At 73.4% G+C, this 12,066-nt stretch carries 12 protein-coding genes and 1 pseudogene; 7 read left to right on the forward strand and 6 right to left on the reverse strand.

Translation table 11 applies throughout. The features are described 5' to 3' along the window. Nucleotides 1-392: 392 nt before the first annotated feature. Entirely contained in the window at nucleotides 393-1,874 is a 1,482-nt protein-coding gene (locus tag EHS43_RS24175; RefSeq protein WP_125192865.1) for an MFS transporter, read from the reverse strand. 226 nt (nucleotides 1,875-2,100) lie between these two features. On the opposite strand from EHS43_RS24175, the gene EHS43_RS24180 reads away from it, so the two are divergent. Both EHS43_RS24180 and EHS43_RS47995 read left to right on the forward strand, forming a co-directional pair. After that, on the forward strand, nucleotides 2,101-2,754 hold the full coding sequence (locus tag EHS43_RS24180) for a TetR/AcrR family transcriptional regulator (RefSeq protein WP_125192866.1): 654 nt from the start codon (nucleotides 2,101-2,103) through the stop codon (nucleotides 2,752-2,754). 43 nt (nucleotides 2,755-2,797) lie between these two features. After that, a pseudogene (locus EHS43_RS47995) lies at nucleotides 2,798-2,981 on the forward strand (hypothetical protein); the annotation flags it as partial. Nucleotides 2,982-2,986: 5 nt separating this feature from the next. On the opposite strand, the gene EHS43_RS24185 reads toward EHS43_RS47995, so the two are convergent. Beyond that, nucleotides 2,987-4,117: an MFS transporter gene (locus tag EHS43_RS24185; protein ID WP_125192876.1), complete on the reverse strand. Its 1,131-nt coding sequence runs from the start codon at nucleotides 4,115-4,117 to the stop codon at nucleotides 2,987-2,989. 81 nt (nucleotides 4,118-4,198) lie between these two features. On the opposite strand from EHS43_RS24185, the gene EHS43_RS24190 reads away from it, so the two are divergent. The 4 genes from EHS43_RS24190 (at nucleotide 4,199) to EHS43_RS24205 (ending at nucleotide 8,284) form a co-directional block, all read left to right on the forward strand. Continuing rightward, entirely contained in the window at nucleotides 4,199-4,948 is a 750-nt protein-coding gene (locus EHS43_RS24190) for a helix-turn-helix transcriptional regulator (protein WP_125192867.1), read from the forward strand. A 71-nt stretch (nucleotides 4,949-5,019) separates the two neighbouring features. After that, entirely contained in the window at nucleotides 5,020-5,400 is a 381-nt protein-coding gene (locus EHS43_RS24195) for a MauE/DoxX family redox-associated membrane protein (protein WP_125192868.1), read from the forward strand. After that, nucleotides 5,397-5,864: a peroxiredoxin gene (locus tag EHS43_RS24200; RefSeq protein WP_125192869.1), complete on the forward strand. Its 468-nt coding sequence runs from the start codon at nucleotides 5,397-5,399 to the stop codon at nucleotides 5,862-5,864. The genes EHS43_RS24195 and EHS43_RS24200 overlap by 4 nt, the downstream gene beginning before the upstream one ends. Nucleotides 5,865-5,938: 74 nt before the next feature. Next, complete coding sequence (locus EHS43_RS24205) at nucleotides 5,939-8,284, forward strand: SpoIIE family protein phosphatase (protein ID WP_125192870.1); 2,346 nt, start codon at nucleotides 5,939-5,941, stop codon at nucleotides 8,282-8,284. A 23-nt stretch (nucleotides 8,285-8,307) separates the two neighbouring features. Here the strand turns inward: EHS43_RS24205 and EHS43_RS24210 are convergent, their stop codons facing one another. From EHS43_RS24210 to EHS43_RS24225, 4 genes are all read right to left on the reverse strand, one after another. Next, a complete protein-coding gene (locus EHS43_RS24210) occupies nucleotides 8,308-8,742 on the reverse strand; it encodes a cupin domain-containing protein (RefSeq protein WP_125192871.1) in 435 nt (144 codons plus the stop codon). Between the two features lie 111 nt (nucleotides 8,743-8,853). Next, nucleotides 8,854-9,435: a DNA polymerase ligase N-terminal domain-containing protein gene (locus tag EHS43_RS24215; RefSeq protein ID WP_125192872.1), complete on the reverse strand. Its 582-nt coding sequence runs from the start codon at nucleotides 9,433-9,435 to the stop codon at nucleotides 8,854-8,856. Nucleotides 9,436-9,486: 51 nt separating this feature from the next. Continuing rightward, on the reverse strand, nucleotides 9,487-10,317 hold the full coding sequence (locus EHS43_RS24220; RefSeq protein ID WP_125192873.1) for an aldo/keto reductase: 831 nt from the start codon (nucleotides 10,315-10,317) through the stop codon (nucleotides 9,487-9,489). A gap of 88 nt (nucleotides 10,318-10,405) precedes the next feature. Continuing rightward, nucleotides 10,406-11,032: a hypothetical protein gene (locus EHS43_RS24225; RefSeq protein ID WP_125192874.1), complete on the reverse strand. Its 627-nt coding sequence runs from the start codon at nucleotides 11,030-11,032 to the stop codon at nucleotides 10,406-10,408. 75 nt (nucleotides 11,033-11,107) lie between these two features. Here EHS43_RS24225 and EHS43_RS24230 point away from each other — a divergent pair. After that, nucleotides 11,108-12,066: TauD/TfdA family dioxygenase (locus EHS43_RS24230; protein WP_125192875.1), on the forward strand; the 959-nt coding region annotated here is incomplete at its 3' end.

Genomic DNA, 12,066 nt, shown 5'->3' on the forward strand with positions numbered 1-12,066 from the left:
CAGGTGCCCCACCGGGTCCGGCCGGTCGGTGCCTGGGCGGCCCTCGCCTCCGTACTGAAGCCCGGGCAGCCGCAGCGCGGCCGTGATGGCGACGAGCGTACGGACGTGATCGTCCGCGTAGCGCCGCAGGGGGATGCTCATGGGCTCTCCCGTCGTGCTGGAACCATGGTGGCCACGGTCCGCCGGGTGCGACCGCGGCGACCCGTCCCGGCCGAGGGCCACGCGTCCCCTCCCGCCCACGGTCCGGAGCGCCAGTCTTTCCGATGCCGGGTCCGTTGTCGTCGTACCCACGCCGACCATCGCGGCTACGGAGAACGCAGTACGCGCCGATGGCGGATCATCCCTGGGCAGGACCTGATGGCCGCCGGTGAGCGGCCATCAGGCGGGGAGGGTCAGCGCCCGGACGGCGTCCCGGTCGGCGTCTCCGCGGCCGGTGCGGGGGCCGCCGCCGGTACCGCGACGCGCGGGCGGGGGATGAAGGAGGCGAGGGCGAAGGCCAGCAGCGCGGCACCCGCGCCGATCGCCATGACGGTCTTGAAGCCGTTCTCGGACGGCAGCGCGTAGCCGCCGAGGTCGATGGTCATCTGGGCCAGTACGACACCGGCGATGGCGCTCGCCGTCGACGTACCGATGGACCGCATCAGGGTGTTGAGGCTGTTGGCGGCAGCCGTCTCCGAGGCGGGCACGGCGCCCATGATCAGGGCGGGCATGGAGCCGTACGTGAACCCGATGCCGGCGCCGATGACGCAGGAGACCAGCACCAGGTGCCAGACCTCGGACATCAGCACGATGTTCAGGCCGTAGCCGGCGGCCACGATCAGCGCGCCGATCATCAGCGTCACCTTGGGGCCCTTGGTCTTGGAGACGGCGGCGGAGACCGGGGCCAGCGCCATCATCACCAGGCCGGACGGGGCCATGACCAGGCCGGCGGTCAGCAGGGACCTGCCCAGGCCGTAGCCCGTCTGCGTGGGGAGCTGGAGGAGCTGCGGCAGCACCAGCGACATCGCGAACATCGAGAAGCCGACCGCGATCGAGGCCAGGTTGGTGAAGAGCACCTGGCGGCGGGCGGTGGTGCGCAGGTCGACCAGCGGCTGGGCGGTGCGCAGTTCGAACAGTCCCCAGACCACCAGGACGATCGCGGCCGCGGCGAAGAGGCCGAGCGTGGTGCCGCTCGTCCAGCCCCAGTCGGCGCCCTTGGAGATGGCCAGCAGCAGGCATACCAGCCCGGCGGCCACGCCGACCGCACCCACGGCGTCGAAGCGGCCGCCGGTGCGCACTCGGGACTCCGGCACGAACGCCAGGACCAGGACGAGGGCCACCACGCCCATCGCGGCCGAGGCCCAGAAAAGGACGTGCCAGTCGAAGTTGTCCGCGATCAGGGCGGCGGTCGGCAGTCCCAGGGCGCCGCCGACGCCGAGGGAGGCACTCATCAGGGCGGTCGCGCCGGCCAGGCGCTCGGCGGGCAGTTCGTCGCGCATGATGCTGATGCCGAGCGGGATGACGCCGGAGGACAGGCCCTGGAGGGCGCGGCCGACGATCATCGGGACCAGGGCGTCGCTGAGTCCGCAGACCACCGATCCGGAGACCAGCATCACCACGCTGACCAGCAGCATCCGGCGTTTGCCGAACATGTCGCCGAGCCGCCCGACGACCGGCGTGGCGACCGCTGCCGCGAGCAGGGTCGCGGTGACCGCCCACGCGGTGTCCGAGGCCGGGGCGTCGAGCAGCCTGGGCAGCTCCGGCACGATCGGGATGACCAGGGTCTGCATCAGCGAGACGACGATTCCGGCGAAGGCCAGCACCGCCACCACGGCATTCGCTCGCGGTGGTGCCACGGCACCCGCGTCGGCGGTTCCGGCGGGAGCGTCGGACATGAAGGGCCTCCAAGACAGGGGGAGCGTGGCCGGACTCGGCCATAATTAAGTCAGGTGCTTGACTTAGCTTACTGGGCCCGGCCGCCCCGCTCGTACGGTGATCACGGGAGCGGGACGCGGGCTGCGTAGGCTTCCCGCAGAAGTCGCCGCACGGCCGGCGCACCCCAGGCGGCTCCACGGGCCGGCCGCCGGGAGGGGGCAGCGAGGTCCCGGAGCGGCGGTGAGCATGGCGGGCAGGACGGTACGCGAGGAACAGGTCCACGCGACCCGGGAACTGATCCTGACCGCGGCCGAGCGGCTCTTCGCCGAGCGCGGTGTCCTCGCGGTGTCCAACCGCCAGGTCAGCGAGGCCGCGGGACAGGGCAACAACGCCGCGGTCGGCTACCACTTCGGCACCAAGGCCGACCTGGTCCGGGCGATCGCCCGCAAGCACCACACCCGCATCGAGTCGATCCGCGCCCGGCTGCTCGACGGGGCCCGCGGCTCCCTGGACGTACGCGACTGGGTGGACTGCCTGGTCCGGCCGGTACCCGAGCATCTCGCGGAGCTGGGCAGCCCCACCTGGTTCGCCCGGTTCTGCGCACAGGTCATGACCGACCCGGTGCTCCAGCGGATCATGGTGGAGGAATCCATGACCTCGCCCTCGCTCCGGGAGATCGTCGCGGGACTGGACCGCTGCCTGCCCGAACTGCCCGCCGACGTCCGCGCCGAACGCGCCGAGATGGCCCGCCATCTGATCGTGCACATGGCCGCCGACCGTGAACGGGCCCTCGCCGAGAACACCCCGACCCCTCGCGCCAGCTGGCACGACGCCGCGACCGGCCTCGCCGACGCCGTGGTCGCCATGTGGACGGCTCCGGTGACGCCCGCCGGAAGGTGAACGGCATGCCCCCACAGGCACGTGAACGGTTCACTCCGGTGTCCTGCCGGACGGGGGACGTGTCACCTGCCTGAGCACCCGCGCCCGGCGGTACGACCGGCTGAGGGCCCTGGCCGAGGTGCCGCCGGACCGGGCCATCAGCCGGTCGTGCTGCTGCGGCAGGTCGCCGCGTACCCGACCCCGTCGACCGGCGAGCCCGGCGCATCCAGCTCACCGGGACCGGCCGCCCTGACTACCGGCCGGGGACCAGGTGCTCGGCGGGGGCGGGTTCGTGCAGTCCGCGCAGCAGCAGCCCGCCCAGCGCGGGCAGGACGATCAACGGCACGAGCGCGGTCCGCAGCGACGTGGCGTCGGCCAGCGCCCCCAGCGCCGGCGCCGCCAGTCCGCCGACGCTCACCGTCAGGCCCAGGGTGACACCGCTCGCCGTGCCCACCCGCCCGGGCAGGTAGTCCTGGCCGAGAGTGACGTGCAGCGAGAACGGCACGTACAGACCGGCCGAGGTCAGGGCGACACACGCATACACCGCAGGGCCGGGGGCGAGCACCACCGCGGCCACCGCGAGCACCGTCAGGGCGTACGCCCCGCGCACCACCGGCAGCCGCCCGTACCGGTCGGCGAGCCGGCCCCCGAGGACCGTGCCCACGGCACCGCCCGCGTACAGCACGCACAGCGCCGCCGTACCGGCCCCGTCCCCGCCGCCGACGCGCTCACGGACGTACAGCGCCACGAACGCGCTCAGCCCCACGAAGACGACCGACCGGCAGACCACCGCGCCCGACAGCCGCAGGAATGACGGCCAGTCGTCGCGTCCGCCCCGCGGGGCGGAGGGTGCCGACGCCGGGCGCGCCCGGGACGCGCGCACCGCCACCGCGCACAGGGCCGCGCCCGCCACGGCAGGCAACACCAGCAGGGGAGAGGCCTCCAGGCCGCCGCCGGCGATCACGGCGGCGACCAGCAGCGGGGCCAGGGCGAAGCCGGCGTTGCCGCCGAGCGAGAACCACCCCATCCCTCTGTTGCCGCCGGACGCGACGGCCCGCGCGGCCCTCGCGGCCTCCGGGTGGTAGGCCGCGACCCCGGCCCCCGACACGGCGACCGCCGCCAAGGTGAGCGGATAGGAGCCGAAGACCCCGCTCAGGGCGACACCCGCCCCCGCGGTCAGCGCGCTCACCGGCAGCAGCCACGGCATCGCCCAGCGGTCGGTGAGCGCGCCGAACAACGGCTGTACGACCGACGACAGCAGGGACGCGGCCAGGACGACTCCCGACGCGGCGGCGTAGGACCAGGCGCGCTCGGCGACGAAGAACGGCACCAGGGCGGCGACGGCCCCCTGGTACACGTCCACGCAGGCGTGACCGAGCGACATCAGCAGAAGGGAACGGTTCTTGGACACGGACCGAGCCTCGCGCTCCCGCCTCCTGGCGCGCTTCCGATAATCTGCCCAGTCATGTCGAACATCCGCCACACCCCGGTGGCCCCCACCCGCGCCCAGCGCCTCGCCGCGGGCGAACGCATCGACGCCCACCGGCACGACGACCACCAGATCGTCTACGCGGGGTCCGGCGTCCTGGAAGTCACCACCGAGGCCGGAACCTGGTTCGCGCCCGGCACCCGCGCCATCTGGGTCCCCGCGGGCGCCGCCCACGCCCACCGCGCCCACGGACACCTCGACCTGCACCTGGTCGGACTGCCCGCCGACGACAACCCGCTCGGCCTGGACGCCCCGACCGTCCTCGCCGTGGGCCCGCTGCTGCGCGAGCTGATCCTGGCCCACACCCGCGACCCCGCCGACGACAGCCCCGAACGCCGGCGTCTGCTCGCCGTGCTGCGCGACCAGCTGCGCGCCTCACCGCAGACGCCCCTCAGGCTGCTCACCCCGAACGATCCCCGCCTCGCCGCGGTCTGCGCGCTCGTCCACGCGGACCCCGCCGAGCCGCGCACCCTCGCCGCCCTCGGCGCCGCGACCGGGGCCTCGGAACGCACGCTCAGCCGTCTCTTCCGCAGCGAGTTCGGCATGACCTTCCCCCAGTGGCGCACCCAGTCGCGCCTCTACCACGCCCTGCGCATGCTGGCCGACGGCGTCCCCGTCACGACCGTCGCCCACCGCTGCGGCTGGTCCTCGGCGAGCGCCTTCATCGACGTCTTCCGCCGCTCCTTCGGCTACACCCCGGGCACCCGCGGCCGCCGCGGGCCGTGAGCGCCGAGGCCGCCGGTCGAGGGGCTTCTACCGTCCAGTAATGTGCGCGGCAGCCCCCCGAAGGAGGAACCGTGTCCCGGTCCCCACGTTCGCCCCTGCTGCTCGCCGGCCTGCTGGCCACCGCGGGCGTCGCCCACTTCGCCGCACCGCGCTCGTTCGACGCGACCATCCCCGAGGCCCTGCCCGGTGAGCCCCGGACCTGGACCTACGCGAGCGGCGCCGTGGAGCTCGCGCTCGCCGCCGGTCTGGCGCTGCCGAAGACCCGGCGCACCGCGGCACTCGCCGCCGCCGCCTTCTTCGTCGGGGTGTTCCCCGCCAACGTCAAGATGGCCGTCGACTGGCGCCACCGCCCGACCCCGCAGAAGGCCGCCGCCCTCGGACGGCTGCCGCTGCAACTGCCGCTCGTGCTCTGGGCGCGCGGCATCGCGAGGAACGCGGAGGGCCAGGCATGAGCAAGGCCCCGGAGACCGGTGACATCATTGAGGACTTCGAGCTCCCCGACGAGACCGGCACCAGCCGCAAGCTGTCCGAGCTGCTCGCCGACGGCCCGGTCGTCCTCTTCTTCTACCCCGCCGCCCTGACCGCCGGCTGCACCGCGGAGGCCTGCCATTTCCGCGACCTGGCCGCCGAGTTCGCCGCCGTCGGTGCCCGGCCGGTCGGCATCAGCGGCGACACCGTCGAACGCCAGCAGGAGTTCGCCGGACGCCACACCCTCGGCATGCCCCTCCTGTCCGACGTCGACGGCAGGATCCGGGAGCTGTTCGGCGTCCGGCGCGGCTTCTCCATGGCCCCCACCAAGCGCGTCACCTTCGTCATCGCCGAGGACCGCACCGTGCTGGAGGTCGTCCGCAGCGAACTGCGCATGAACACCCACGCCGACCGCGCCCTCGCCGCCCTCCGCGAACGCGGAAAGTGACGGTCGCGGGACGGGGAAGCCCGTAGCCCTCCGCTTCGGTTGAACCGGCCGGGCAAAAGAACGATCCTGAACAAATGGTGCACGGCTCTGCTGCGGCGATCGTCGATACCCGGGGTGTGGTGACGGGCTGGAGCGAGGGCGCCCGCGAACTGACGGGATACCCGGCCGACGAGGTCGTGGGCCGCCCGGCCCGCGACCTGCTCACCGAGGACCCGAGGGCCGATGCCGTCGCGGCTCTGGTCGGCACCGTCGTGCTGCGCCGCCGCGACGGCTCGTCCGTCGCGGCGCTGCTCACCGCCTCGGCCGTACTGGGTGAGGACGGCCGGTGCTCCGGCTACATGATCACCGCCGAGGCCCCCGACGGCCCCGAACCGACCCTGGCGGGCCGGGCCTTCCAGCACGCGTCCGTGGCCATGTCCGTCTTCGACGCGGATCAGCACTACCTCCGGCTGAACGAGGTGGCCTGCCGGATCATGGGCGTACCGCAGGAGGTACTGCTGGGGCAGCACTTCCCGGAGAGCGTGGAGGACCGCCAGGCGCATCGCGGCTGGCTCGCCCATCTGCGCCAGGTCGTCGACACCGGCCTCCCGGTCCGGTACGAGAGCTTCACCGGGGCTCCCGCGCTGAACCGGGAGCACGCGTGGACCACCGACATGTGGCCCCTGCGGGACGGCGACGGCGAGGTCCACGCGGTGGCCGTCGCGTCGTTCGACAGCACCGAGCAGTACTGGGCCCGGCAACGACTGGCCATGCTCAACGAGGCCGCGGCCACCATCGGCACCACCCTGGACGTGGTGCGCACCGCCGAGGAACTCGTCGGACTCCTCGTGCCCCGGTACGCCGACTTCGCCAGCGTCGACCTCCTCGAATGGGTCCTCGGCGCGGACGAACCGCACACCGTCCTGGAAGGCGAGATCGCCCTGTGCCGGGTCGCCCACGGCTCCGTCCACGAGGGCACCCCCGAGGCCGCCGTCCGCCTCGGCGAGACGGACGTCTACCCCGCCCCCTCACCGCCCGCGCGAGCCCTGCGGGAGGGCCGGGCCGCCCTCAGCCAGGCCGGCGAGCCCGACTTCATGCGGTGGGTCGCCGAGCGCAACACCCGCGCCCCGGCCGGCCGCTCCTACCGCCGGGGCGCCCACTCCGTGCTCGCCGTGCCGCTCAGGGCCCGCGGCACCACCCTCGGGGTCGCGGTCGCCGTCCGCATCACCCACCCCGACGACTTCGGCGGCGACGACGCCGTCCTCGGCGAGGAACTCGCCAGCCGGGCCGCCGTCTGCATCGACAACGCCCGCCGCTTCGCTCGCGAGCGCACCACCGCCCTGGCCCTGCAGAACACCCTGCTGCCGCGCGGCCTGCCCGGACAGGCCGCGGTCGAGGTCGCCCACCGCTATCTGCCCTGCGGCTCGCTGGCCGGCGTCGGCGGCGACTGGTTCGACGTCATCCCGCTCTCCGGCAGCCGCGTCGCCCTCGTCGTCGGCGACGTCGTCGGACACGGCATCCCCTCCTCCGCGACCATGGGCCGCCTGTGCACGGCGGTGCGCACCCTCGCCGACGTCGACCTGCCCCCCGACGAGCTCCTCACCCACCTCGACGACCTGGTCACCCACCTCGCCTCCGACGACCGTGACGACGAGGTCGCCGAGCTGGGCGCCACCTGCCTCTACGCCGTCTACGACCCCGTCTCGCGCCGCCTCACCACGGCCGCCGCGGGCCACCCGCCGCCCGCCGTCGTCCTGCCCGACGGCACCACCCGCCTCCTCCCGCTGACCGCGGGGCCACCGCTCGGCGTCGGCGGGGTGCCCTTCGAGGCCACGGAGACCGAACTGCCCGAGGGATCCGTCGTCGCCCTCTACACCGACGGGCTCATCGAGGACCGGGACCGCGACGTCGACCACGCCACCGACGAACTGTGCCGGGCGCTCACCGCGCGGACCGACACCCTCGACGACCTGTGCGACACGGTGCTGAAGGCCGTACTGCCCGAGGAGCCCGGCGACGACGTGGCCCTGCTGCTGGCCCGGACCCGGGCCCTCGGGGCGGACCGGGTCGCCACCTGGGACGTGGAGCCCGACCCGGCGCAGGTGGCCGCGACCCGTCAGGCCGCCACCGAGCAACTGGCCGCCTGGGGACTGGAGGAGGCGTCCTTCGTCACCGAGCTCGTCGTCAGCGAACTGGTCACCAACGCCATCCGCTACGGCGAACCGCCCATCCAGCTCCGGCTGATCCGGGACCGCACCCTCATCTGCGAGGTCTCCGACGGCAGTTCGACCTCTCCGCACCTGCGGCGCGCCCACGCCTTCGACGAGGGCGGCCGCGGGCTGTTGCTGGTCGCCCAGCTCACCCAGCGCTGGGGGAGCAGGCAGACCGGCTGCGGCAAGACGATCTGGGCCGAGCAGCCACTGGAACCGCACGACTTCTGAGCGCCGCTCTCACTCTCACCGGGTCACTGGAAGGAGCAGCCGGGGTTCGGCACGTCCTCCGAGTACGGCGAGCCGTGCGGGAGCACGTACAGCACGACCAGGACCAGCGGGGTGTCCCCCTCGTTGCGGCCGAGGTGGACGTCGCTCGGGCCGCCCGGCTCGCGCACGACGGTGCCCTGCGGATAGAGGCCGTCACGGGCGCAGTCGGAGTGGTAGTGGGTGAGGGTGCCCTGCTTGACGTAACCGCTGACGGGCCCGTCGTGGTAGTGCCAGCCGGTCGTCTGGCCCGGCGGGACGGTGATCTCCCTGAGGACGTAGTCGGTGTCGCCCACGGTCCTCTGGGCGATCAGGGTGCCGGTCACTCCGGGGCCGGGCGGGGTCGCCTGTGCGGTGCCACCGGCGAGGACGGTGGCGGTGACGACCGCGCCGGATATGGCGGTGCGGAGCGCGATGCGCATACGGAAGGCCTCCTGGCTCGTGTGCCTGAGCGACGACGTGTCGCGTGGACGCAGCTGTGAACATAGAGGCCCGCGGGACCTGCCGGGGCGGTCTTCGGCGGATCCGCCCGCTCAGGTCTCCGCGTCGGCGACCTGCGCCAGCGTCCGGCCGCTCCGGACCGAGCGGGCCCGGCGCGGGTCCGGAGTGCCGTGGCCGCTCGCCCGCCCTTCGGCCGTCTTGACCAGCAGCCAGTTGTCCTCGCGGAAGCGGGTGAGCGCGTACGTACCGCGCAGCTTCGTCCCCCGGAGCCGGAACGTGGCGTGCCCCTGCTCCAGGGACTGCGCGAAGTCGACGGGACGCCCCTTGCGGTCGTGGCTCAGGGGCTCGTAGGTGCCGCGGTCCCACACGATCACCGTGCCGCCGCCGTACTCGCCCCGGGGGATCACGCCCTCGAAGTCCTCGTACTCCAGCGGATGGTCCTCCGTCGGCACCGCCAGGCGCTTGTCCCTGGGGACGTCGGAGGGGCCCTTCGGGACCGACCAGGATTTCAGCACCTCGCCCACCTGGAGCCGGAAGTCGAAGTGCATCGTGCTCGCGTCATGGATCTGCACGACGAACCGGGGCGCGCCACCCGCGTCGGCCCGGCGCCCCTCCGGCTCACGCGTGCGCCCGAAGTCCCGCTTGCCGTGGTAGTCCTTCAGTCGCTCACTCACCTGCGGCTCCTTCGGCTCCTTCTCGCGGGCCCCGGGTACCCCTCCTGCCGATCAGAACTCCTCGTGGTCCTCCGGGTCCCCGCCGAGCCGCCGGTGCTCACGCGCGCCGATCGCCGCCACCTCCGAGTCGCTCAGCTCGAAACCGAACACGTCGAGGTTCGCGCGCTGCCGCTCGGGGTCGCCGGACTTCGGGATGGGCAGCGCGCCGAGCTGGACGTGCCAGCGCAGGATCACCTGGCCGGGCGTCACGCCGTGCGACTCGGCCGCGCGGGCCACGGACGGGTCCTCCAGGAGGTCCGAGCCCCGGCCCAGCGGGCTCCAGCTCTCCGTCACGATGCCCTTGCCGGCGTGGAAGGCGCGCAGCTCGTCCTGCGGGAACAAGGGGTGCAGCTCGATCTGGTTGACCGAGGGCAGGACCCCGGTCTCCTTCTCCAGCCGCTCGATGTGCGCGGGGGTGAAGTTGGAGACCCCGATCGACCGTACGAGGCCGTCCTCACGCAGTTTGATCATGGCCTTCCAGGAGTCGACGTACTTGTCGACCCGGGGGAGCGGCCAGTGGATCAGGTACAGGTCCACGTACTCCAGGCCGAGGCGGGCGCGGGACTCCTCGAAGGAGGCCAGGGTCTCCTCGTAGCCGTGATGCCGGCCGGGCAGCTTCGTCGTCACGAGGACCTCCTCGCGCGGGACGCCGGCGGCCGCCACGCCACGGCCCACACCGGTCTCGTTCCGGTAGTTCGTCGCCGTGTCGACGAGCCGGTAGCCGCTCTCCAGGGCAGCGGCGACGGCCCGCTCCGCCTCTGCGTCGTCCATCGGCCAGGTGCCCAGACCCAGGGCGGGGATCTTCGTGCCGTCGTTGAGCGCGTGCGTCGGGATGCTGATCACGTGCGGACCTTCCCTTGACTGTGTGGTCCCTCCAGCCTCACGGATGGGGCCCGTAATGATCAACCGGAGAACGTCGCAGTGCTGGAGGTCAGCTTCCGGGAACGTAGGCGGTGCCGCCGTCCGCGGCCAGGGTGGCGGCGATCTGCCGGTGGGCCTGTTGCCGCTCATCCTCGGGGATCGGCGGCAGGAGTTCCTCCCAGACGGGGAGGAAGGTGCCGCGGAGTTGCAACAGTCCCGCCGGCCGGGCGAGCAGCCAGAAGTGGAGGTGGGCGGCACCGTCACCCCAGCGGTTGACGTGGACGCGGGCGACGCCGTCGAGACCGAGGACCGCCCGCTCCGCCCGCTGGAGGAGGGGGCCGAGCTCTGCCGCCCGTTCGGCCGGGAGGTCGGACAGGTCATGGTGGGCGCGCGGTTGCAGCATCACGACCGCCGGGAGCCGGGACTCGGTGCCCACCGCGTCGAGCCGCCAGTGGTCGTCGGCCCAGAGGGCCTCCGTCACCGGTCTGAGGCAGGTGCGGCACTCCTCGGGGCCGTCCTCGCCGAAGCGGGCGGGTTCGGGGAGAACGGGCGGCTGGAGGGGCTTGACCCGGAGATCGCCCTCGAAGGGGAAGGTCTCCCAGTCGGCCACCGAGTCGGCGGGCAGGGGCAGTCGTTCGCCGGCCGGCAGCCGCCGTACGAAGGCGCCGGGCCCGACGGGAGTTGCGGGTGTGTCCACGCTGGGCAGTCAACCATGGGTGACGTGCCCCCGGGCACGGACTTCGGACAGATGCCGGCGAACAACGGAGCACGCATGACGACGGACAAGGGCACGGCGGAGCGGGACGCCGGCATCGAGGTCAACCCCGTGGCCGGGCACATCGGGGCCGAGATCACGGGAGTCGACCTCTCGGAGGACCTCGACGCCCCGGTGGTCGCCGCGATCCGGGCCGCGGTGCTGCGCTGGAAGGTGGTGTTCTTCCGCGGGCAGAAGCTCGATCACGCCGGGCACGTGGCCTTCGCCCGCAGGTTCGGCGACCCGGTCGTCCTGCGCAAGCGCGGCAGCGCCTCGCCCACGGACTTCCCCGAGATCGAGACGACCGCCGACCGGCTCGAACTGGGCGGGAAGTTCGGCATGGAGCACGAGGAGTGGCTGCAACGCCGTCGGCACACCCTGCTGCGCGGCTGGCACTGCGACCACGGGGCGCGGATCGACCCGCCCGCCGCGACGATCCTGCGCGCCGAGACCGTCCCGCCGTACGGCGGCGACACGCAGTGGTCCAACCTCGCCGCCGCCTACGCCGGTCTGTCCGCCCCGGTGCGGGAGCTCGTCGACGGCCTGCGCGCGGAGCACCGGCTCGGCGTCGGCTACCAGCCCCGCCCGGGCGAGGACGCCTATGTCCGGCACCTCCTCGACCACCAGGTGGCCTCCCTGCACCCGCTGGTGCGGGTCCACCCCGAGACGGGAGAGCGGATCCTCTACGTCAACGGCTACTACGTCGAGCAGATCGCCGACCTCTCCCGTGCCGAGAGCCGGGCGATCCTCGACATGCTCCTCGAACAGGCGGTACGCCCCGAGTACACGGTCCGCTTCCGCTGGGAGCCGGGCAGCGTCGCCTTCTGGGACAACCGCGCCACCATCCACCTGGCCCCCAGCGACAACGCCCACCTCGACTCCCCCCGCACCATGCACCGGGTGATGCTCGCGGGGGACGTACCGGTGGGCGTGAACGGCAAGCCGTCGGAGGCGATCGTCGGGACGGAGGCGGGGAG

The sequence above is a fragment of the Streptomyces sp. RP5T genome (assembly GCF_003933965.1).
In the GTDB taxonomy this organism is placed as follows: domain Bacteria; phylum Actinomycetota; class Actinomycetes; order Streptomycetales; family Streptomycetaceae; genus Streptomyces.

What these genes read in the sequence shown, in the direction of transcription:
- EHS43_RS24205 (WP_125192870.1), top strand. Translation starts at nt 5,939, where the DNA reads ATGGTGCACGGCTCTGCTGCGGCGATCGTCGATACCCGGGGTGTGGTG.
- EHS43_RS24175 (WP_125192865.1), bottom strand. Translation starts at nt 1,874, where the DNA reads ATGTCCGACGCTCCCGCCGGAACCGCCGACGCGGGTGCCGTGGCACCA.
- EHS43_RS24190 (WP_125192867.1), top strand. Translation starts at nt 4,199, where the DNA reads ATGTCGAACATCCGCCACACCCCGGTGGCCCCCACCCGCGCCCAGCGC.
- EHS43_RS24185 (WP_125192876.1), bottom strand. Translation starts at nt 4,117, where the DNA reads ATGTCGCTCGGTCACGCCTGCGTGGACGTGTACCAGGGGGCCGTCGCC.
- EHS43_RS24210 (WP_125192871.1), bottom strand. Translation starts at nt 8,742, where the DNA reads ATGCGCATCGCGCTCCGCACCGCCATATCCGGCGCGGTCGTCACCGCC.
- EHS43_RS24200 (WP_125192869.1), top strand. Translation starts at nt 5,397, where the DNA reads ATGAGCAAGGCCCCGGAGACCGGTGACATCATTGAGGACTTCGAGCTC.
- EHS43_RS24180 (WP_125192866.1), top strand. Translation starts at nt 2,101, where the DNA reads ATGGCGGGCAGGACGGTACGCGAGGAACAGGTCCACGCGACCCGGGAA.